Annotated in this window: 22 protein-coding genes and 3 tRNA genes; 15 read left to right on the forward strand and 10 right to left on the reverse strand. The window is 56.3% G+C overall.

The window, feature by feature from the left end:
• Both rutB and rutA read right to left on the reverse strand, forming a co-directional pair.
• Positions 1-720 (reverse strand): pyrimidine utilization protein B, encoded by a 720-nt coding sequence (rutB, locus tag D7S44_RS03045; RefSeq protein WP_120451922.1) that lies wholly within the window; start codon positions 718-720, stop codon positions 1-3.
• Entirely contained in the window at positions 720-1,808 is a 1,089-nt protein-coding gene (gene rutA / locus D7S44_RS03050) for a pyrimidine utilization protein A (protein WP_120452854.1), read from the reverse strand. Before rutA ends, rutB begins: the two co-directional genes overlap by 1 nt.
• A 285-nt stretch (positions 1,809-2,093) precedes the next feature.
• Between rutA and rutR the strand changes: the two genes are divergently transcribed.
• Positions 2,094-2,729: an HTH-type transcriptional regulator RutR gene (rutR, locus tag D7S44_RS03055; protein ID WP_120451924.1), complete on the forward strand. Its 636-nt coding sequence runs from the start codon at positions 2,094-2,096 to the stop codon at positions 2,727-2,729.
• A gap of 175 nt (positions 2,730-2,904) precedes the next feature.
• Here rutR and cycA read toward each other — a convergent pair whose 3' ends face one another.
• Positions 2,905-4,299 carry a D-serine/D-alanine/glycine transporter gene (gene cycA / locus D7S44_RS03060; protein WP_120451926.1) on the reverse strand — a complete coding sequence of 465 codons (1,395 nt, stop codon included), beginning with the start codon at positions 4,297-4,299 and terminating at the stop codon, positions 2,905-2,907.
• Positions 4,300-4,584: 285 nt separating this feature from the next.
• Between cycA and D7S44_RS03065 the strand changes: the two genes are divergently transcribed.
• A complete protein-coding gene (locus D7S44_RS03065) occupies positions 4,585-5,280 on the forward strand; it encodes an extensin-like domain-containing protein (protein WP_120451928.1) in 696 nt (231 codons plus the stop codon).
• Position 5,281: 1 nt separating this feature from the next.
• On the opposite strand, the gene D7S44_RS03070 is transcribed toward D7S44_RS03065, so the two are convergent.
• Positions 5,282-5,956, reverse strand: coding sequence for a DUF4396 domain-containing protein (locus D7S44_RS03070; RefSeq protein ID WP_120451930.1), 675 nt, complete (start codon positions 5,954-5,956; stop codon positions 5,282-5,284).
• 553 nt (positions 5,957-6,509) lie between these two features.
• Here D7S44_RS03070 and D7S44_RS03075 point away from each other — a divergent pair.
• Complete coding sequence (locus D7S44_RS03075; RefSeq protein ID WP_120451932.1) at positions 6,510-7,232, forward strand: autoinducer binding domain-containing protein; 723 nt, start codon at positions 6,510-6,512, stop codon at positions 7,230-7,232.
• Positions 7,233-7,354: 122 nt separating this feature from the next.
• Positions 7,355-7,966 (forward strand): acyl-homoserine-lactone synthase, encoded by a 612-nt coding sequence (locus D7S44_RS03080; RefSeq protein WP_120451934.1) that lies wholly within the window; start codon positions 7,355-7,357, stop codon positions 7,964-7,966.
• 35 nt (positions 7,967-8,001) lie between these two features.
• Here the strand turns inward: D7S44_RS03080 and D7S44_RS03085 are convergent, their stop codons facing one another.
• Entirely contained in the window at positions 8,002-8,226 is a 225-nt protein-coding gene (locus tag D7S44_RS03085) for a DUF2594 family protein (RefSeq protein ID WP_033751095.1), read from the reverse strand.
• A 421-nt stretch (positions 8,227-8,647) separates the two neighbouring features.
• Here D7S44_RS03085 and uvrY point away from each other — a divergent pair, with 421 nt between their 5' ends.
• The 6 genes from uvrY to D7S44_RS03115 all read left to right on the forward strand — a co-directional run bounded on the left by uvrY (position 8,648) and on the right by D7S44_RS03115 (position 12,189).
• Positions 8,648-9,307, forward strand: a complete 660-nt coding sequence (gene uvrY / locus D7S44_RS03090; protein WP_120451937.1) for a UvrY/SirA/GacA family response regulator transcription factor — start codon at positions 8,648-8,650, stop codon at positions 9,305-9,307.
• Positions 9,300-11,132 carry an excinuclease ABC subunit UvrC gene (gene uvrC, locus D7S44_RS03095; RefSeq protein WP_120451939.1) on the forward strand — a complete coding sequence of 611 codons (1,833 nt, stop codon included), beginning with the start codon at positions 9,300-9,302 and terminating at the stop codon, positions 11,130-11,132. Before uvrY ends, uvrC begins: the two co-directional genes overlap by 8 nt.
• A gap of 68 nt (positions 11,133-11,200) precedes the next feature.
• A complete protein-coding gene (gene pgsA / locus D7S44_RS03100; RefSeq protein WP_120451941.1) occupies positions 11,201-11,749 on the forward strand; it encodes a CDP-diacylglycerol--glycerol-3-phosphate 3-phosphatidyltransferase in 549 nt (182 codons plus the stop codon).
• Between the two features lie 152 nt (positions 11,750-11,901).
• Positions 11,902-11,977 (forward strand) — tRNA-Gly (locus D7S44_RS03105).
• A 40-nt stretch (positions 11,978-12,017) separates the two neighbouring features.
• A tRNA-Cys gene (locus D7S44_RS03110) sits at positions 12,018-12,091 on the forward strand.
• A gap of 11 nt (positions 12,092-12,102) precedes the next feature.
• A tRNA-Leu gene (locus tag D7S44_RS03115) sits at positions 12,103-12,189 on the forward strand.
• Between the two features lie 125 nt (positions 12,190-12,314).
• Here D7S44_RS03115 and D7S44_RS23625 read toward each other — a convergent pair.
• Positions 12,315-12,485, reverse strand: coding sequence for a hypothetical protein (locus tag D7S44_RS23625; protein ID WP_167456944.1), 171 nt, complete (start codon positions 12,483-12,485; stop codon positions 12,315-12,317).
• A gap of 230 nt (positions 12,486-12,715) precedes the next feature.
• Here D7S44_RS23625 and D7S44_RS03120 point away from each other — a divergent pair, with 230 nt between their 5' ends.
• Positions 12,716-12,919 carry a DUF6404 family protein gene (locus D7S44_RS03120; protein ID WP_120451943.1) on the forward strand — a complete coding sequence of 68 codons (204 nt, stop codon included), beginning with the start codon at positions 12,716-12,718 and terminating at the stop codon, positions 12,917-12,919.
• A gap of 46 nt (positions 12,920-12,965) precedes the next feature.
• Here the strand turns inward: D7S44_RS03120 and D7S44_RS03125 are convergent, their stop codons facing one another.
• The 4 genes from D7S44_RS03125 to D7S44_RS03140 form a co-directional block, all read right to left on the reverse strand.
• A complete protein-coding gene (locus D7S44_RS03125) occupies positions 12,966-14,471 on the reverse strand; it encodes a SulP family inorganic anion transporter (protein WP_120451945.1) in 1,506 nt (501 codons plus the stop codon).
• Between the two features lie 143 nt (positions 14,472-14,614).
• Positions 14,615-14,875, reverse strand: coding sequence for a biofilm/acid-resistance regulator YmgB/AriR (locus D7S44_RS03130; RefSeq protein WP_120451947.1), 261 nt, complete (start codon positions 14,873-14,875; stop codon positions 14,615-14,617).
• Between the two features lie 371 nt (positions 14,876-15,246).
• Positions 15,247-15,654 carry a DUF2000 domain-containing protein gene (locus tag D7S44_RS03135; RefSeq protein ID WP_120451949.1) on the reverse strand — a complete coding sequence of 136 codons (408 nt, stop codon included), beginning with the start codon at positions 15,652-15,654 and terminating at the stop codon, positions 15,247-15,249.
• A 41-nt stretch (positions 15,655-15,695) separates the two neighbouring features.
• A complete protein-coding gene (locus D7S44_RS03140) occupies positions 15,696-16,544 on the reverse strand; it encodes an AraC family transcriptional regulator (RefSeq protein ID WP_371315467.1) in 849 nt (282 codons plus the stop codon).
• A 157-nt stretch (positions 16,545-16,701) separates the two neighbouring features.
• On the opposite strand from D7S44_RS03140, the gene D7S44_RS03145 reads away from it, so the two are divergent.
• From D7S44_RS03145 to D7S44_RS03160, 4 genes are read left to right on the forward strand one after another with little or no spacing between them, the layout of a single operon-like run.
• Positions 16,702-17,133 carry a MarR family winged helix-turn-helix transcriptional regulator gene (locus tag D7S44_RS03145; RefSeq protein ID WP_120451953.1) on the forward strand — a complete coding sequence of 144 codons (432 nt, stop codon included), beginning with the start codon at positions 16,702-16,704 and terminating at the stop codon, positions 17,131-17,133.
• Between the two features lie 2 nt (positions 17,134-17,135).
• The gene (locus D7S44_RS03150) at positions 17,136-18,821 is read left to right on the forward strand and encodes an MFS transporter (protein ID WP_120451955.1); all 1,686 of its coding nucleotides are present in this window, start codon (positions 17,136-17,138) and stop codon (positions 18,819-18,821) included.
• Complete coding sequence (locus D7S44_RS03155) at positions 18,818-19,912, forward strand: HlyD family secretion protein (protein WP_120451957.1); 1,095 nt, start codon at positions 18,818-18,820, stop codon at positions 19,910-19,912. Before D7S44_RS03150 ends, D7S44_RS03155 begins: the two co-directional genes overlap by 4 nt.
• Positions 19,912-21,285, forward strand: coding sequence for an efflux transporter outer membrane subunit (locus D7S44_RS03160; protein ID WP_120451959.1), 1,374 nt, complete (start codon positions 19,912-19,914; stop codon positions 21,283-21,285). Before D7S44_RS03155 ends, D7S44_RS03160 begins: the two co-directional genes overlap by 1 nt.
• Positions 21,286-21,399 lie beyond the last annotated feature (114 nt).

Raw genomic sequence — 21,399 nt, forward strand, 5'->3', positions numbered from 1 at the left:
TTACTCCTTATGGCCCTGCAGGCTTTCGCAGAAGGCGTCTACGCTGGTGACCCAGCCAAAAAAGGTTTCGATATTGAAAATCGCCGCCTGCTGGGCGAAGGGCGGGCCCGCCTGGTAAGTCGCGTCTTCCAGCACCACGCCGAAATATTCAAGGAAAAAACCGTCGCGCAGCGTCGACTCCACGCAGACATTGGTCGCGATGCCGGTAAAAATCAGATGACGTATGCCGCGGCTGCGCAGGATGCTGTCGAGCGGCGTATTGAAAAAGCCGCTGTAGCGCGGTTTCGGCAGCACAATGTCGCCTGGCTGCGGCTGCAGGGCATCCACCAGCGCATAATCCCAGCCACCCTTCGCCAGCAGCGTGCCCTGCAGCTCAGGCCGTTTGCGCATGGTTTTCAGCGCGTTGGATTTATGAAAATTGGGCGAACCGGCGTCGCCCGCCTCGATATAGTGCGGGTCCCAGCCGTTCTGGAACCAGATAATCTGCACGCCTGCCGCGCGCGCGGCGGCAACGGCCTGCGCGATCTTTTCTGTAACCGGCGCGGTGGCGGAGACGTCGAAACCCGCCAGGTCGAGATAGCCGCCAGGCGTGGCGTAGGCGTTTTGCATATCCACCACGATCAGCGCGCTTTGCGCGGGCGGAAAGGCGATCGCTTCCGGGTGAGCGGGCAGTTCAACCTGCGGCAAGGTCTGGGTATGGGCGCAGTAAATGGTACTCATCAGGCGACCTCTCTGTTGTCGTTAATCTGGCGGCGGCACTGCATCAGCGGCTGGATATGCTGGCCGAAATCCTCAATGCCCTGCAGAAAGTCATCGAAGGTGAGCAGCACGCCCTGCGCGCCCTCAACCTGTGCCACCTCGTCCAGCATGCGTGCCACACTGGCGTAGGAGCCAACCAGGGTGCCCATATTGATATTGACGGCGGAAGTAGGATCGGCCATTTGCCGTACGTTGGTATCGCTGCCGGAACGCTTATCCTGCTGACTTTGCGTGGTTAGCCAGGCGAGCGCTTCGTCGTCGGCACCAGCTTTGTAGTGCTCCCATTTCGCGCGCGCCGCCTCGTCGCTCTCGGCGGCGATAATCATAAACAGCACGTAGGAGCCGACATCGCGACCCGCCTTGTCCGCCGCCTGCTTCATGCGCGCGGCGGTCGGGGCGAAGGCGGCTGGCGTATTGACGCCCTTGCCAAAGCAGAAGTTGTAGTCGGCATGCTGCGCGGAAAACGCCATGCCCGCGTCGCTTTGACCCGCGCAGATGACCTTCATCGGCTTCTGCGGCTGCGGACTGACGCGGCAGTCGTTCATCGTGAAGAACTCGCCTTTGAAATCGGACTGGCCGCTGCCCCAGAGATCGCGCAGCACGGTGACATATTCAGTCAGGTAGTCGTAGCGGCGGCTAAAGTAGTCATCGCCCGGCCAGAGGCCCATCTGCTCATATTCGGGTTTCTGCCAGCCGGTCACCAGATTGACGCCGAAGCGGCCGCCGGAGATGGAGTCGATGGTGGACGCCATGCGCGCCACGATGGCGGGCGGCAGCGTCAGCGTGGCGGCGGTTGCATAGATTTCAATACGCGACGTGACGGCGGCCAGGCCTGCCATCAGGGTGAAGGATTCCAGATTGTGATCCCAGAACTCGGTTTTGCCGCCGAAGCCGCGCAGCTTGATCATCGAAAGCGCAAAGTCGAAGTGGTAGCGCTCCGCCTTTTGTACGATTGCCTTGTTCAGTTCGAAAGTCGGTTTGTACTGCGGGGCGTGGGTGGAAATCAGCCAGCCGTTGTTACCAATCGGAATGAAAACGCCAATCTTCATGTCAAACCCTCTTTGCCGGTAGTTAAACGGTTTGTCGCGCTGCGCGGCGTCCTGCTTCATCCCTGAGAGCGGCGCTTGCTGACAAATTTGCAAAGGTTGTGCCACAAAACAAAAAGTTTTCTTTAACAATGGGTTAAACAAGAGACGCAAAAAAGCTGGACCAGATGGTCAAAAATCGCTGCACATTTTGCAGGCACGCTGGGCAAAAAAGGTGCAGTCGCTGAATTGGGCAGGCCGGAACGGCTTTGCTATCATGCCTCTACGCTTAAGGAATGAGGTAACGCTGTGAAATCCGATGAAAAAAAACCGACGCGACGTTCGCGCGCCACCGCTGCGAAACGCGCCGCCATTCTGGATGCCGCGCTGGCGCTGTTCTCTCAGTTTGGTATTCATGGCACGCGTCTGGATCAGGTTGCCGAGCGCGCCGACGTCTCGAAAACCAATTTGCTCTACTACTATCCCTCGAAAGAAACGCTCTACGTCGCAGTGCTGAAGGAGATCCTCGACGTCTGGCTGGCGCCGCTGCGCGCGCTGCAGCACGATATGGATCCGCTCAGCGCCATTCGCCGCTATATCCGCCTCAAGCTTGAGGTATCGCGCGACCATCCGCAGGCGTCGCGTCTGTTCTGCCTGGAAATGTTGCAGGGCGCGCCGCTGCTAAAAGGCGAGCTGGCGGGCGATCTTAAACAGCTGGTGGATGACAAGGCGGCGATTGTTGAGCGCTGGATTAACGAAGGCCGTCTGGCTGGCGTTCAGCCGCAGCACCTCTTTTTTATGCTGTGGGCCGCGACGCAGCACTATGCGGATTTCGCCAGCCAGGTCGAGGCGATTACCGGCCAGACGCTGAGCGATCCGCAGTTTTTCGATGAAACGGTCGAAAATGTGCAGCGCATGATTATCGAAGGGATCCGCGTGCGCTGATGCGCCGCGTTTAACCTTATCCCCGCGTCAACGTCCGGCCTGTGATGTTTTCTGCCGCGGAGTCACTTCGATGCGCGAACAGCAGGGGCACATCACCATTGCGGATTTATGCGTGGGAAGAAGGGAAGAACGCTACCTTTACCGGTCCCGGTCAAACGACCGGGACCACGCGTTTTTAACGGGCGGCGCGACGGCGCAGCAGCCAGCCCATGGTAAGCATAACAAACCACAGCGGCGTGACCATCAGCGCCTGACGGGTATCATCCTGCAGCGTCAGCAGCACCAGCACGAACGCAAAGAACGCCATCACCACCCAGCACATCACCTTACCCAGCGGCATCTTAAAACCTGACGCCGCATGGCGCTCCGGATACTTTTTGCGGTAGGCCAGGTAGCTGCAGAGAATAATGGTCCAGACGAACATAAACAGGATCGCTGAAACCGTAGTAACCATAGTGAAAACGGTCATCACGTCCGGGATCAGGTAGATCAGCGCGACGCCCGCCAGCAGACAGAAACAGGAGAAGAACAGACCGGCAGTCGGTACCGCGCGAGCGGAAAGCTGACCAAAAGCGCGGTGCGCCACGCCCTGCTGCGACAGGCCGTACAGCATACGGCTGGTAGAGAAGATGCCGCTGTTGGCAGACGAAGCCGCCGAGGTCAGCACCACAAAGTTAACGATGCTGGCCGCCGCAGGCAGCCCGATCAGCACAAACATCTCAACAAAGGGACTGCGATCCGCCAGCACCTGCGTCCAGGGCGTAACCGCCATGATCACCATCAGCGCCAGCACATAAAACATAATCACGCGCAGCGGAATGGCGTTAATAGCGCGCGGCAGCACCTTATGCGGATCGTGCGTCTCCGCTGCCGCCGTACCGACCAGCTCAATGCCGACGAAGGCGAAGACCGCAATCTGGAAACCGGCAAAAAAGCCGCTTATTCCTTTCGGGAACAGGCCGCCGTGATCCCAGATATTGCTGAGCGAGGCGGTGCCGCCGCCCGGCGAGGGGTAGTGAAGAGTAACCAGTACGATGCCGGTTACGATCAGCGCCACAATGGCGACAATCTTGATAATGGCGAACCAGAACTCCATCTCGCCAAACATTTTCACCGTGGCGATATTGAGCGCGAGGAAAACGAAGACGCACAGCAGGGCGCTCATCCACACGGAAAAGCCAGGGAACCAGAGCTGGAAGTAGGCGGATATCGCCACCACGTCGGCAATGCCGGTGACGACCCAGCAGAACCAGTAGGTCCAGCCGGTAAAGTAGCCCGCCCAGGGGCCAAGCAGATCGGCGGCGAAATCGCTGAATGATTTGTACTCCAGATTGGAGAGCAGCAGCTCTCCCATGGCGCGCATCACAAAAAACAGCATAAAGCCGATGATCATATAAACGAAAATGATTGACGGGCCCGCCAGACTGATGGTTTTGCCGGAGCCCATAAACAACCCGGTACCGATAGCGCCGCCGATGGCGATAAGCTGAATGTGACGGTTATGCAGATTGCGCCGTAGCTTGTCAGGGTTCTCCTGCTCAGCAACGGTATCTTTTGTTTGATCAACCATAAAATCATTCTTCCTGTCTGGATGTTGTGTCAGCTCTGCTGGCTGTTTGTGGTTTCTTGCCTCAGGGCAAGTTGGCATAAGATAGAGGAATAAGACAAAAGCCCGCTAATTGTTTTTCTTACAAATGCGACCTTTACATCTTAGTAACATGTCAGTAAATCTTTACGCGGCACAAACTTGCGGCACAACGCTGCTGTTTTAAACGAAAAGCGCCGTTACCAGCGCTAAACCGGCGCGTAGCTTCTACACTTTTGTTCTCTAAATCAAGCTGCTGCGAGAGGGAGAATGCGCGCGATCGTTCTGTTGCTGGTGCTGATAGCCGTCGGATGGTGGAGTCTGCCATGGCTGAAACAGCATTTGCCGCCCCAGTTCAACCCCTTTACGCCGCTGGCGGTCACCGATCCGCCTGGCTGGATGACGCGATATAAACTCAAGCGGCTGGCGGGCAATCCTGAAGCGTGTCTTGACGTTATGCGACGCGCTGAGCAGGCGGGAAGGGTAACCTTTAACGCGCGTCCCGACGTGACGGGCGGCTGTCCGCTGCAAAATCCGCTGCGCATTCAGCGTTTCGGCAAGGTCAGTTTAAGCAGCAGCTTTCTCGCCAGTTGCCCGATGGCCGTCGCCAGCACCATGTATATTCTGCAAAGCCAGCAGCGTCTGGCGCATACATCCGCCTCGCCGCTGGTGCGCATCAGCCATGTCGGCAGCTATGCCTGTCGCAACGTTTATCACCGTAAAGAAGGGCGACTAAGCGAGCATGCGACCGCAGACGCCTGGGACGTCACCGGCTTTCAGTTTGCCAATGGGGAACGCGTCGATGTGGGGAAAAACTGGACGCAGCCGGAGAATAAATCCGCTCTGCTGCATCTTCTCTGGCAGGAGGGCTGTAATAATTTCGGCAACGTTTTGGGGCCGGATTATAACGCCGCGCATGCCGGCCATTTTCATTTTGGCATGCGCGGAACGGGATACTGTCGGTAAATTAGACCGCCGGGTTCAAACCGCGTTTAATCAGGAAATGATTGGCAGGCCAGGAAAATATAAATCCGGTCAGCGTAGCGAGCTGCAACATAAACCAGAAAGCCGCCAGCAGAGGATCGATTTGTTGATTAAGCACAAATTTCAGGGCCAGACTCATAAAGAGGAAAATGCCCGCCTGATAAACCAGCAGCGGAAACGCCTCGGTACGAAATGCTAACAGCAAGGCGCGCCAGACTGAAAGCGCGTCGCGCTGCTTAATCGCCAGAAATTGTAAAAACAGGCCGCTTATCAGCGAAATAGCGAGACAGATAATTGCCTGCATCCAGAGCGGCGTAGCGAAATGATAATGATTCAGCAGGGTGATAATCGGAAGTGTAATCAGTTCGCTAAAGATGCAGGCCGCAGCGGAAAGGGAAGTCGAAATAAATATGGTCGGCCAGCTCGCATAATGATGAATTTTTTGCGGTACTAATAGCGCAAGTTTAAGCTGACGAGAGGGTTTCCGTCCAAGATACCACCAGGCCAGCCAGCCGATGAACGGCATGTAAAGACCGGTCAGCGGCCAGATAATGTTCATTATCCCGACTGGGTGAGGATGGCGGAAAATATCTTTCAGGATCATCAGAGCGGTACAGCCTCCTAATACCAGGAAGGGTAATGCCAGCTGATTCAACATAGTGTGTCCCACCTGCAAAAGTTAAAGCGCATCCGTCAAAACGGCTGAAGGCTGCCAGACGCCTGCCGGCCGTACGTAAAGGTTGTGCAAAGAGTCCGTGTTAAGCGTAGCTCCGATCGCAATACATAGAAACGCCAGGCTTATAAGCCGAGCGGCAAAAAGCGCACAGATTTTAACCTTGGGTCGCTTTTTGGCTTTAGAATAGCTTAACTCTATGTTTACAAATAAATTACGGCGCTAAACTAATTTTACTTAATAGCCATGCTGAATGGCGGTCAATGTATGCGAATTTATTGTCGTTATGCAGATTGAATCTCATTAAGAAAAATCTTATTCTGTTTTTCCAGCCGCTATAATGCTGTGAATGGGATCACCTTTCGTGAAGCACAGGAAACACGTTTTAAGTAAAACACGCACAACCGGACGTAACGTGGTTTTTACTTGCATGCCTGTTTTTTTCTCAATAAAACTTTTTTCTCTTATAAATTTATTTTTTTAAAATGAACAACCTCAATAACCAGACGCATCAGCGTGAGGATAACGCCGAGGCAATATGACTAACGACAATTATTTCGTCTGGCGCCGAGAGACGGAAAAAGAATTTCAGGCTATCACTTCAACCGAGGAATTGAAGACGCTCATTCAGACTCAGGTAGTGTCATTAGGCTTCGATAGCTATTCCTTTCTGATTCAGCACCCTGTGCCTTTTACCCGGCCGCGTATTTTTTTGCATAGCACTTACCCGAAAGCCTGGATTAAACGCTATGAGGAAAAAAACTATTACGCTATCGATCCAGTTTTAATGCTATGCCAGCAGCCCGGACGGGGCTTAGAGTGGACGCACGACCTCTTCACTGGCGCCGGTGATTTGTGGAAAGAGGCGCAGGAGCACGGCCTGAATAGCGGTTTTTCCTGCTCCGCCATGGCATCAAATCGCGCCATTGGTATATTATCTATAGCATCCCGCCTGGCAAGCCGGACGCAACATCAGCATGTCGAGCTGGAAGTGAAACTGCACTTTCTGGCGGAACTGAGTTTGCGTTCACTTCAGCGTTTTTCTGATGATGCGCTGATGGTGCTAAAAAATGATTTCAGTCAGCGCGAGTTAGAGATTTTGAAATGGACCGCAGAAGGGAAAACCTCGGCTGAAATTTCGCTTATTTTAGCAATTTCGCAACACACGGTGAACTTTCACCAAAAGAATATGCAAAAGCGATTTAATGTTTCCAATAAAACTCAAATTGCCTGTTATGCGGCGGCAATTGGACTGATATAGAAAAAGGCAACTACTAAATTTAGTAGTTACGTTGCCGGAAGCAGTTGTCTACCCTGCGCCGGGACTTTGCCAGGCTGGCGTAGCGTAAATCAATGCAAACATGAGGATGTCAGGGGCGCATGATGAAGATAATTCAAACCCAGTTAAAGGATATGCCGTCCTCTCTGCTGGCCGAACTAGGCAGCTACCGTTATAGCGTATTTGCGCGTGGAGAAGGCTGGTCGATCCCGCCTCGTCTCAGCACGCCGGGTCAGGAGTACGATCGTTTCGATCGTTCGGATGTGACCTGGCTGCTGGCCTGGAACGCGCGTGACGGCATCAGCGGCTGCGCGCGACTGATGCCGTGGCATGAGCCAGCCCAGAGCGAAGGGCTGGTGGTGCCGTTCAGTCACGAAAAAGTATGGGAAATGTCGCGCTTCTCGGCGAAGCTGGAACTGGATGCGGAACTGCCGTTCAACCTGTTATGGCACGCCGTGCAGCTTGCCGAACTTAATGGTATGGAGTATTTGATCAGCTCGGCGACGCCGATGCTGGAGAAGATGTTTGAGGATCACCAGGTCGCCTATGAGCCGCTTACGCCCGGTCTGATCCAGTCGGAGGACAATCTGTTCGCCATTCGTATCCCGGTCGTGCAGCCAGCGCTGGCGGAAAAGTATCGCGGCACGCGGCGCTTCAGTCCGGAAGAGGTACTGCCGTCACTGGGTGTCTCTGTGAACTGGCAGTCGCATACCTGACAGCGCGCCCCCGCTTCGGCGCGGGGGCGAACGCATCACTGACGATACGCAGTCTTAATCTGCTTTATGGTATTGCTGAATACTTCCGCCTGCGGCTTATCACCCAGAGTTTGCACGTAGCGTTCCATATTAATAATCACTTTTCCGGCATCCGCCTGGCCCATTCCTTTCAGAATCAGCGTCACCATCATTTTCAGACAGGCAACTTCATCAGCCAGCTTCAGCGTGTCGTGCGAGGTAACAAATTCTTCATCGCTCATCGTGTTCTCCTTGGGGTTAATCGATCGTGCCGGCATGTTCCGCGCAGCCGTGCATGAGTATATCACAGCGAGCCAATTGCCTGCGAAAGCGAAGCGTAACGGCTGACGATTGCTGTACAGGATATTATTTAAAGTAGCAGTTGAATAATTTTCACAGCCCGGCCGCGACACATTTAAGTCTATTTTTGAATTTTTAGACTGATATAATTTAAGCCATTGAAAATATTGATTAAATAAAAAGGGTAAATGAACATATTTCATCCGGTAGACATATTTTTGTACTGACTGGAAAGTGTTGATGTAAATCAGCGAATACGGTCAAACATTCGGCCCGTTGATGTTCTTTATTGCGAAAAGCAGGTATCATGCGCGCATTCAATATCAGATTTATTCCTCACTTTAGCTAGCGGAGTGTTCCCCGTTGATCAGTGTTCTTCTTGTTGATGACCATGAACTGGTACGCGCCGGTATTAGACGCATACTGGAAGATATGAAAGGTCTTACGATCGCGGGAGAGGCTTGTTGCGGCGAGGACGCGGTGAAGTGGTGCCGGGCTAACCAGGTCGATGTGATTCTGATGGATATGAATATGCCGGGCATCGGCGGGCTGGAAGCGACGCGCAAAATTGTGCGCTACAACCCCGATATCAAAATTATCATGCTGACGATCCACACCGAAAATCCGCTGCCCGCCAGGGTGATGCAGGCGGGCGCAGCAGGCTATCTGAGCAAAGGTGCCGCGCCGCAGGAAGTCGTGAGCGCCATTCGTTCCGTACACGCCGGTCAGCGCTATATCGCCTCGGATATCGCGCAGCAGATGGCGCTGAGCCAGATAGAGCCGCAAAAAGCGGAATCTCCCTTCAGCTGTTTGTCGGAAAGGGAATTGCAGATTATGCTGATGATCACCAAAGGGCAAAAGGTGACGGAAATTTCCGAGCAGCTCAATCTCAGTCCTAAAACCGTTAACAGCTACCGTTATCGCATGTTCAGCAAGCTGAACATCAGCGGCGACGTAGAGTTAACGCATCTGGCCATTCGACATGGCCTGTTCAATGCGGAGCCGTTAATCAGTAGTGAGTGAAGTTTTCAACGCCAAAGCCTTTCTCAGCACGGTGACCAGTCAGCCGGGCGTGTACCGCATGTACGATGCCTCGGACACCGTGATCTATGTAGGAAAAGCCAAAGATCTCAAAAAGCGCCTCAGCAGCTACTTTCGCAGCCATGTCGGCAGTCGAAAGACAGAGGTGCTGGTCAGTAACATCCATCATATAGACGTCACCGTTACGCATACCGAAACGGAAGCATTGCTGCTGGAGCATAACTACATCAAGCTCTATCAGCCGCGCTACAACGTGCTGATGCGTGATGATAAATCCTATCCGTTTATCTTTCTCAGCGGCGATACCCACCCGCGTCTGGCCTATCATCGCGGGGCGAAACACGCTAAGGGCGAATATTTCGGGCCCTTCCCGAACGGCTACGCCGTACGCGAAACCCTGGCGCTGATGCAGAAAGTGTTTCCAATTCGCCAGTGTGAAAACAGCGTTTACCGCAACCGCTCCAGACCCTGTCTGCAGTATCAGATTGGACGCTGCCTCGGCCCTTGCGTCGCCGGACTGGTGAGCGAAGAGGAGTATGCGCAGCAGACGGAATATGTGCGGCTGTTTCTGTCCGGCAAAGATGACCAGGTGCTGAACATGCTGGTAAAACGCATGGAAGAGGCGAGTACCGGGCTGCGTTTTGAAGAGGCGGCGCGTCTGCGCGATCAGATTCAGGCGGTGCGCCGGATCACCGAGAAGCAGTTTGTCTCTAATCAGGGCGACGATCTGGACGTAATGGGCGTAGCCTACGACGCGGGCATGGCCTGCCTGCACGTACTCTTTATCCGACAGGGCAAGGTGCTGGGCAGCCGCAGCTACTTCCCAAAAGTTCCGGCGGATACCGAGCTGGCGGAAGTGGTGCAGACCTTTGTCGGCCAGTTTTACCTGCAGGGCAGCGAAGCGCGCACTCTGCCTGGCGACATTCTGCTGGACTTCAACCTGCCGGAACGCGAGCTGCTCTCCGCATCGCTGAGCGAGCTGGCGGGACGCCGCGTAACGATCCAGAGCAAACCACGCGGCGATCGCGCGCGTTACCTCAAGCTGGCGCGCACCAATGCGGCGACGGCGCTGACCACGCGCCTGTCGCAGCACTCTACCATCCAGCAGCGGCTGGCGGCGCTGGCGAAGTTTCTTGAACTGGACAAAATCAACCGCATGGAGTGCTTCGATATCAGCCACACCATGGGGGAGCAGACTATCGCATCCTGCGTGGTGTTCGACGCCAACGGCCCGCTGCGCAGCGACTATCGCCGCTATAATATTGAAGGCATTACGCCTGGCGATGATTACGCGGCGATGAATCAGGTCCTGCGCCGCCGCTACGGCAAAGCGCTGGAAGAAGATAAAATCCCTGACGTCATTCTGATTGACGGCGGCAAGGGGCAGCTTTCGCAGGCGAAGCAGGTTTTTGCCGAACTGGAGGTCGAGTGGGATAAGTCCCGGCCGATTTTACTGGGCGTGGCGAAAGGCAGCGAGCGTAAAGCGGGCCTGGAAACGCTGTTTTTCGAGGCGGAAGGCGAGGGCGTTTCTCTGCCCCCGGACTCTCCAGCGCTGCATGTGATCCAGCATATTCGTGATGACGCTCACAATCATGCAATTTCGGGCCACCGAAAAAAACGGGCGAAAGTGAAGAATACCAGCGCGCTGGAAAGCATCGAAGGCATCGGCCCGAAACGTCGCCAGCAGCTGCTTAAGTATATGGGGGGCCTGCAACCGTTGATGAACGCCACGGTTGAAGAGATCGCTAATGTGCCCGGTATTTCGTTCGCGCTGGCGGAAAAAATATATCATTCGCTAAAACACTAGCATTGAAACAGGTGAGGCAATGTAGGAACATAGGGGAAATTCTACCCATTCCAGACAGTTACCGGCATATGCAATTTAACATTCCGACGTGTCTCACCCTGTTTCGAGTCGTCCTGATCCCTTTCTTCGTGCTGGCTTTCTATCTGCCTTTCTACTGGGCGCCTTTCGCCACCGCGCTGATCTTTGTGATTGCCGCCGTGACCGACTGGTTTGACGGATTTCTTGCGCGCCGCTGGAAGCAAACCACGCGCTTCGGTGCCTTTCTCGACCCGGTAGCCGATAAGGTGATGGTGGCGATTGCGCTGGTTCTGGTGGCGGAATATTTTCACTCCTGGTGGATCACCTTACCGGCTGCAACCATGATCGCGCGTGAAATCATTATTTCCGCGCTGCGCGAATGGATGGCGGAAATTGGCAAGCGCAGCAGCGTCGCCGTCTCCTGGATCGGCAAGGTGAAAACCACGGCGCAGATGCTGTCGCTGGTCGCGTTGCTGTGGCGTCCTGATACGACAGTTATCGCCGTAGGCGTAGTGGCGCTTTACATCGCCGCCGTGTTAACTTTCTGGTCAATGTTTCAGTATTTAAGCGCTGCGCGTGGCGATCTGCTCGATAGCTGATCGAAGCGACTTAAAAAGCAGCAAACGGACGCGCTGTGAGGATAATTCTGTTGACTCAGTGCGTCAGGTCAGTAGAATGCATCGCATCGAACGGCAGCAAGGCTGCCAGAAGATAAAGAAAATCAGCAAGTTCCGTTAAATTGCTGAACAATGCGGGAATAGCTCAGTTGGTAGAGCACGACCTTGCCAAGGTCGGGGTCGCGAGTTCGAGTCTCGTTTCCCGCTCCAGTTTTGCAGGTCAGGATAACCTGGCGGCACAGCGGATAAAGGCGCGTTGGCAGAGTGGCCATGCAGCGGATTGCAAATCCGTCCACCTCGGTTCGACTCCGGGACGCGCCTCCACTTTACACCCTGCCCGGGTGGTGAAATCGGTAGACACAAGGGATTTAAAATCCCTCGGCTGTATGGCTGTGCGGGTTCAAGTCCCGCCCCGGGCACCATCTCTACCGATTAAAAATTTCGAATTAAAATAAAGCAGTAGTAAGCAATGTCGTGACCGCCTTCAGGGCGGTTTTTTTGTGCCCGCCTGTCAGACAAAAAACCCGGCGTTAACCGGGTTTTATCGTTAAGACTGCGGCTGTCCCACAGGGCCTGAGCCCAGCGTGCCGCCCGGCGACGCCTGGCCGCTTGGCGCATGAGGACGGCCATCCGATTTAACCGCATCGCTCCGGTGCATACAGCCCGCCAGTGCCAGCACGGCCAGCGTAATGCAGATCCCTTTTTTCACGTTATTCATCGTTGCCACCTCATTCTCCGGTATTGAAAAAGAAAGTATAAAAACGCAATGAAATTAAAGCGTAGCAGGCTGTCGCCAACGCACCAGTCGCAAAGTCTTAAATTCCGTCAGGCTGAAAAATTTGACCCGCCTCTCATCTGATGCAGCCTGGGGTGCAAATCCAGGCGGTATGCGATACTTTCACGCCTCAATAACGCGGCACGGGCCGCGGTGATACAGAAGGAAGCGAGATGCAGGGCGTCGTGAAGTTTATTAAAGGCTGTCTACTGTTTTCCCTGCTGTGGGGCCTGTTTATGTGGTTCTGCTTCTGGCAAAAAGAGGGAATGGAGATGGGGATGGCGATCGTAAAAAGCCTCTACGCAGGCGTTATCTATCAGGCAATGACGACGATGGTTGCACGCTATAAGGCTCGTCGCCAGGCTAAACCGCTTTAACAGCGATGCGGCGGCCGCCGCATCGCTTACTTACTTTTCCCGCTACTTACTCAAACTTACCGGTCAGACGACGATGAAAATCGCTGCTGCGCGTATCCAGACCGACAATGGTTACCTGCGCGCCGTGCCGCTGATAGCGATATTCAATGCCGTCGAGAGCGGCGACTGATGACGCATCCCATATTTGCGCATGGGTCAGATCGATAGTGACCTGTTTCGGGTCATGTCCATAATCGAAATGTTCAAACAGATCGTTGCTGCTGGCGAAGAAAAGCGGGCCGCGCACGCGATAGCACACCGATTTGCCGTCGGGACTGACTTCGCGCTCAGCATGAATAACGTGAGCGATACGGCGCGCAAACAGCACGATGGCGACGATAACGCCCGCCAGCACGCCCAGCGCCAGGTTGCCTGTCCACACCGTCACCATAATCGTTAGCGCCATTACCAGCGTCTCTGACCAGGGCATACGTTTGAGGGTGGCTGGCTGCAGGCTGTGCCAGTTCACGGTCTTCACGGCAACCACCATCATAATTCCCGCCAGCACGACCATCGGGATCTGTGCCATCAGCGCGCTCAGGCCGGTCACCAGCAGCAGCAACACCAGGCCGGCAACGACGGTTGAGACGCGCGTGCGCGCCTTGCCCAGCTCGACGTTTACGATAGTCTGGCCGATCATCGCGCAACCGGCGATGCCGCCGTAGAACGCGGCGAAAATGTTGGCCACGCCTAAACCCCATGACTCGCGGCGCTTGCTGGAGAGGGTATCGGTCAGATCGTCCACCAGTTTGGCGGTGAGCAAGGACTCCATCAGGCCGACAAAGGCAATGCTGAGCGCAGTCGGCCAGACGATCTGCAGCGTCTGCAGGCTAAGAGGCACCTGTAACGCATTCAGACCGGGCAAACCCGCACTCATAGGGCCTTCATCGCCTACGTTGGGCACGCGCCAGCCGAGCAGCAGCGCGACGGCGGTCACGACAACGATAGCGACCAGCGGAGAAGGCACGCTTTTCAGCACGCGCGGCAGCAGCAGCACAATCGCCAGCGTGATGGCAAACAGCAGCCACACCAGCGAATGTTGCCCCCAGACGTGCGGCACCTGCGCAAAGAAAATCAGGACGCCCAGCGCGTTGACGAAGCCAAGCATGACCGAGCGCGGAATATAGCGCATCATGCGCGCCAGGCCGGCTATACCGAAGAGGATCTGGATCAGGCCGCCCAGCACCACGGCCGGCAGAATATAGGCTACGCCGTGCGCATGCACCATCGGACCGATCACCAGCGCGACCGAACCGGCTGCGGCGGTAACCATTGCCGGACGCCCGCCCAGCACCGAAAGCGTCAGGCACAGCACCACAGACGCCACCAGACTGACCTTCGGATCGACACCGGCGATAACCGAAAAGGAGATCACCTCTGGAATAAGCGCCAGCGCGGTGATCACGCCAGCAAGACACTCACGGGTGAGCAGGGCAGGGGAACGCAAAACGCGGCCCACGGTCAGGTCGTTGTCCACGGCTTGAGGCGCGGCAACGTCGTTGGGTTGGCTCATAAATTGCAGGCTCTTTTTAATAGTCGTTCTTGCGACGAAAGCGAAGAACGCAGAAGAAATTAAGCAGAAGAGAGTACTGTCTGAGAGGGAAATTTGCCAGCGATCACAAAACTAACAGAATGACTCCGTCCCTGGAGCCAGCATTACACCGACAGATCGTCAGGTGTCTTATGCACAACCAGTTCAAGCAGTTGACGATAGATGTCGAGCGATACCACGTCCGACTCCAGTTCCAGCCGATGGATCAGTTTAGAGATGATCGCTTTATTAGTGACAGGCTTACCCGCCTGTAAAATCTCAGCCACCACTAATCCTAATATTTCCATCTCACTGGCCGCTTTAGTGGCCGCTGCGTTGAAGTAATCACCAATTTCTTTATCGGTTTGTGGAATAGCGTTTTGCATGTGTCAGTCCTAAAACAGTCCCAACGTCCAGGTCGGATACCAGGTCAATTTACGATGAAACTCCCCTTGCATGGACAGATGTAAAGGGCCCCAAGTCATCAAAAAAGGACCTCTGAAGGTGGAAATCCACTTACACCTTCAGAGGCGACGCAAACGCATCATTCGTTACGGAATCGTTATCCGATTCATGGGGGCTAAAGTTATACAATGAAGGTGTACAAGCACAAGGAAAAATTTGAACGATTTGTGCTATCTGTTAATTATCATATAGATAAATGAGTGTGTCGTGAAGAAAAGCTGTACAAGTTGTTTGTACAATGGAGGAGTTGTATCGATCAGCGGGAAAAAAATGACTTTTTTCCCGCGCTGTTTTAGCTAAAAAGTTTTAACTTTGATGTGAGTTTTCGGACCGATTGTTTCTCACCGACCAGCGCCAGGCCCAGCAGCCGCCACTCTTTTGCCGGTATTTCGCGCATCGCCGCGCTAAACGCCGCGTAATCAGTGGTGGTTTGACCTTGTTCAGGAAAGAGCACCAGATCGCACGCCAGCTCCGCGCAGCGGGCGCGCAGATCGTCCATCTCCGCATGGCTGGCTGCCAGCACGGGGATGCCAAGCGGAATCAGGCCGGGGTAGCGGCTGGCATCCGCATCCTGTAACGGGTCGCCGACCAGCGCAGGATGACGCTGGCCGAGGGTGAGGGCGATCACCGCAGCGGCGTTAGCGGCTTTTCCCGGGGCGAGATTGTTTTGCAAAATCATGACGCAACGAGGGTCTTGCATAGCACTTCTCCAGACAGAAAAAGCGCATTGTGACCAGGCGTTCAGCCTGCGTCTGGAAGATTTGTGCACGCTTGCTGATAGCGTGCCGGAGTGAGGTGGCAGGCGCGTTTAAACCAGCGGCCCAGATGGCTCTGATCGGCGAAGCCCAGGTCGGCGGCGACGTCGGCGGCTGCGCTGCCAGCCGCAAGCTGGCGACGGGCCTGGGATAAACGCCACTGCACCAGCCAGGCGTGCGGCGGCAAACCCCACTGTGCCTGGAAGAGGCGAGAGAGGCGGAAGCGATCCACCTGTAGGGCATCGGCCATCGCCTGTAAGCCTGGATTAAGCGCATGATGGGCAATCAGCCAGTCGCGCGCCTGCTGCGCCAGCTGACGGTCGCGGTCCGCCGGACGCGTTTCGCTGCGCCATAACGGATGCTGGCCCAGCTGCATAAATAAGCGGTCCAGCGTCGCCTCTTTGATCAGTTCGGGATGATCGTGCCACAGCGCGTCAAAACAGTGCCAGACAGCGTAAGCGAGCGCCTTGTCGTTACGCAGCGTGGCGGCGAAGTGCAGCTCGCCGCCCTGGTCGGTGCCGAGCGGCGCCAGCTGCCGGGATAGCTGCTGCGGCGACAGGTAGAGCATGCGATAGGTAAAGCCCTGCGCGTCCACCGCGTCGCCATCGTGCAGCTCCTCCGGCTCCAGCATAAATACCGTGCCGGGCCGACTCTGGTGCTGTTTACGACGCGAGTGAAACTGCTGCACGCCTTGCTCCGTCACGCCAATCAGATAGCTGTCGTGCCAGTGAGGATCGTAGGCATGTCCGGTAAAATGCGCGCGAATCGTCTCGATGCCGCGCGAGGGGTCACGACGCAGATCTATCCAGTTGTTGTTGCGATCGGGCATAGTCAACTCCGGTTTTTCTCCGTCTGGATATGTTCAGGCGCTTAAAAAGCCTGACAACAGAGGCGTCATTTTTTAACGACATGTGCTATTTTCATTAGCAATTTGCTCTGCGTATAATAACGCATTCATTTAGTTAGAAGTCTAACAATTAGGTCGCTACACTTTGACTCTGCACTATAACACGTTCACCCATTTGCTCTATCAGGCTGCCCACGCCTGGCGGCTTGCCGTGGATCGCCATCTTAAACACAGCGGCCTGAGCATGAGCAGCTGGCTGGCGATTGGCCTTATTGCCAGCGAAACGCGGCCCTATACCCAGACAGAGCTTGCGCAGTTACTCGGTCTGGAGGATGCCAGCATGGTGCCACTGATCGATCGGCTGGTGAAGCAGGAGTTGCTGTCCCGCGTGCAGCCGCCGGAAGATCGCCGCAAACGGCATCTGGTGCTGACGGAGAAGGGCAATCAGGCTTTTGCCTTAGTGAAAAATGAGGCGGACGCGCTGCGCGCTGCGCTGCTCGGCGATATCGATCCTCAGGAGCTGGCGACGACGGAGCGGGTGCTGCAACAGCTGCTGACGCGCATGGGAAATATGTAACAGTGGCCAGACGCAATCCCTATGCGCCGCGAGAATGGTTGCCGCATGAAAAACCCATGCTGCCGGGATCGCCTTCAACCCCGATTCATTCGCCGCCAAAACGGATCGCCTTTGGCCTGATCGGCTTACTGATTTCGCTTACCGGCGCGCTGAGCAACGCGCTGGTCACGGCGAACCTCTCCAATCTTCAGGGCACTTTCGGCGCTTACTCCAGTGAAATTGCCTGGCTGCCCGCCGTTTACGTGATGGGCAATATCTCCATCAACCTGTTGCTGGTGAAGTTTCGCCAGCAGTTTGGCCTGCGCGTTTTCACCGAAGCCTTCCTGGTGCTCTATGTGCTGGTGGCGTTTTTCCATCTCTTCGCCAACGATCTCAGCTCGGCGATCATCGTGCGCGCCGCGCATGGCATGGCGGGCGCGGCGCTCAGCTCGCTGGGGATCTATTACCAGATACAGGCGTGGCCGGCGAAACATCGACTTAAGGCGCTGGTGATCGGCCTGACCGCCTCACAGTTCGCTATTCCGATGGCGCGGCTTTTTTCGACCGAGCTGCTGCAGCTGCAGGAGTGGCGTGGGCTTTACCTGTTTGAGCTGGGTCTGGCGATGATTGCGCTGGGGTGCGTGCTGGTGGTGAAACTGCCGCCGGGCGACCGCATCAAGGCGTTTGAAAAACTCGATTTCGTCACCTTTATGCTGCTGGCACCCGGTATGGCGCTGCTCTGCGGCGTGCTGTCGCTGGGGCGCATCGAATGGTGGTTTACCACCTCCTGGCTCGGCATCAGTCTGGCGATCGCGCTGGTGCTGATCGTCGCGGCGATCGTCATTGAGCACAACCGGAAAAATCCTCTGATCAATACGCGCTGGCTGAGCAGCGGCACGATGGTGCGTCTTGGCATTGTGATGATTATGATACGCATCGTGCTGGCGGAGCAGAACACCGGCGCGGTGGGCTTTTTGCAGCAGCTGGGCCTGCTGAACGATCAGATGCGCGGCCTCTCGCTGGCGATTATCGGCGGCATGACGCTCGGTATCGTCACCAGCGCTCTGACCATCAAGCCGACACATCTTAACTGGCCCATCGTTGTCTCGCTGGCGGTGATGATCGTCGCCTCGCTGATGGATGCGCACTCCAGCCCGGTAACGCGCGCCAACAATATGTATATCAGCCAGTTTTTGCTCGGCTTCAGCAGCACCTTCTTTATGGCGCCCGCGATGCTGATCGGCATTGGCAGCGTCGTGACGCAGCCGAAAAATCTGGTGAGCTTTGTGGTGCTGTTCGGCATGAGCCAGAACCTGGGCGGTCTGATCGGCTCTGCCATTCTCGGCACCTTTCAGGTCTGGCGTGAAAAATATCACTCCAGCCTGCTGGGCGATCAGCTGTCGCTGCTCGATCCTAACGTTACGGATCGCCTCAGCCAGTACGGCGCGCTGTTTAGCAGCCAGGTAGGCGATTCTGTTTTGCAGAGCGCGCAGAGCACCAGCCAGCTACAGAGCGTGGCAACGCTGCAGGCGAACGTGCTGGCCTATAACGATACCTATTTACTGACGGCGGCGCTGGCGCTCATTACCCTGATGTGGGCACTGTGGCGTCTTTCCCGTCAGCGATACCTTAGCTGGCGACAGGCGCGCTTCAACCTGAAGGAGCAGCGCCTGGCGGCCGCGTCACAAGAATCTATGGAGTCACAATGAGTCAGCAGGATGAACTTCAGGCGGCGGAGCGCGAGCGCGCCAACCGTCGGCGTATTCTTTCTATTGCGGCAGGAAGCGGCATCGTTATTCTTGGCGTCCTGATTATTCTCTACGCCTGGCAGCTCTGGCCCTTTACCAGCGCGGTACAGAGCACCGAAAACGCCTATGTGCGCGGGCAGGTGACCTTTATCAGCCCGCAGGTCAGCGGCTATCTGACCTCGGTCGAGGTGGTGGATCTGCAGCCGGTGCAGAAAGGGCAGCTGCTGATGACCATTGACGATCGCATCTATCGTCAGCGCGTGCATCAGGCGCAGGCGCAGTTAGCGATGAAGCAGGCGGCGCTTCGCAATAACCAACAACAGCGCCGCAGCGCTGAAGCCACTATCGCCAGTAATAAAGCCGCGCTGGAGAACGCCAGAGCGCAGGCGCTGAAAGGGGGCTTCGACCTGAAACGCGTCGAGAGCCTGGCCGCCGACGGCTCGCTGTCGGTGCGTGAACGCGATGCGGCGCGCGCCGCTAACGCGCAGGCGCAGGCGCAGGTACGCCAGGCGGAGGCGCAGGTAGCGGTAGCGCAGCAGAACCTGCAAACCGTTATTGTCAATCGCGCCTCGCTTGAAGGCGATGTCGCCAGCGCCCAGGCCGCGCTGGAGCTGGCGGAGATCGATCTGGCAAATACCCGTATCGTTGCGCCGGATGCCGGTCAGCTCGGCCAGCTTTCGGTGCGCAAAGGAGCCTACGTGACGGCTGGCACGCGTCTCACCTCAGTGGTGCCGGACCATAAATGGATTATCGCCAACATGAAAGAGACGCAGATGGCGGCTATTCGTCCTGGCCTGCCGGTGACCTTCCGCGTTGACGCGCTCAACGGCAAACGCTTTAACGGCCATGTGGAATTTATCTCGCCGGCGGCGGGGTCGGAATTCAGCGCCATCTCGCCAGACAACGCCACGGGCAACTTTGTCAAAATCGCCCAGCGTATTCCGGTCCGTATCGCCATCGAATCTGAAGATATGCGCGAGCTGCGGCCCGGCATGTCGGTAGAGGTCAGTATTGACACGGCCGCGCAACCTCGCAGCAAGGCGGTGGAGTGATGCGGCGGCTGTTACTCGCCAGCCTCGCGGCGCTGACGCTGGCCGGTTGCGCCACCGAGGTGGAAAAAGCGCCTTCATCGCTGCCGATCCCGCCGCAGTGGCGTAATCAGGTCGGGCCTGCCGCCGCGCCGGAAGCGGAATGGTGGCACGCCTTTGGCGACGATAACCTTAATCGTCTGGTGGCGCAGGCGCTACGCAATAACCTCGATATCCTTACGGCGCGTTCGCGCGTCGAGCAGTATCGCGCCCAGCTGCGCGCGGCGCAGGGCGATAATTTCCCTACGCTGAGCGCAGGCGCAGGGGTGACGCATCAGCGCGCGTTGTCTTCAGTTACCGGACAGCCGTACGAGAACGCTGTCTATCAGGGGCTGCTGCAGGCTAACTACAATGTCGATTTCTGGGGGGCGCGCAGCAGCAGCATCGCGGCCAGCGAAGCGTCGCTGGAGGCACAGCGCGCCGCGGCATCGGCGGCAGAACTGACCGTCGCCAGCTCGGTAGCGTCGGGCTATATGAGTCTGGTGGCGCTGGATGAGCAGCTGCGCGTCACCGAAGCGACGCTGGCGACGCGCGGCAATTCGCTGCGGCTGGCGCAGCGCCAGTTCGAAACGGGCTACAGCTCGCGCCTTGAGTGGATGCAGGCGGCGTCCGAATTTCAGACCGCGAAGGCGCAGGTGCCGCAGCTGAAGCATCAAATCGCCCAACAGGAGAATGCCCTGAGCATTCTGGTGGGCATGAACCCGCGCGAGATTGCGCGCCGACCGCAGTTCAGCCAGCTTATGCCACAGCAGATGCCGCAGGTGCTGCCGTCGCAACTGCTTAACCGACGGCCCGATATCGTGCAGGCCCAGCGCCTGCTGTTGGCGGCAGATGAGACGCTCGCCTCGTCAAAAGCGAAGCTGCTGCCGACGCTCAACCTTACCGCGAGCGGCACTCTGCAAAGCAACGAGCTGCACCAGCTGCTCGACAATCCGTTTCGTCTCTGGAGCATAGGCGGCAGCGTGCTGGCACCGCTGCTCAATCGCGAAGCGCTGACGGCGCAGGTCGATGTTTCGATGGCGGCGCGCAATCAGGCGCTTTACAGCTATGAAAAGGTTGTTCGCAACGCTTTTTCAGAGGTGAACGACGCAATGGATGCGATTCTGCAGGGGCAGGCGCAGCTGGCGGAGCTGCAGAAGCAGGAAGAGTATGTGTCCGAGGCGCTGCGCATCGCCAGCAACCGCTATCAAAACGGTTACGCCTCGTATCTTGACGAGCTGGACGCGCAGCGCACGCTGTTCAACACGCAGCTCAATCTGGTATCGGTGAAGAATAATCTTCTGCTGGCGCAGGTCGCGCTTTATCGCGCGCTGGGCGGCGGCTGGCAGGCGCGCTGACCTTTTTTCAGGCGGCAGTGCATACTGCCGCACCGCACTCTTTTTCGCATCTGCTTTCCTGAAAACTCCCTTTATTTTATTAACATTATCAATATGGTGTTGGCTATCTGACAA

This window comes from Pantoea piersonii (genome assembly GCF_003612015.1).
GTDB lineage: Bacteria > Pseudomonadota > Gammaproteobacteria > Enterobacterales > Enterobacteriaceae > Pantoea > Pantoea piersonii.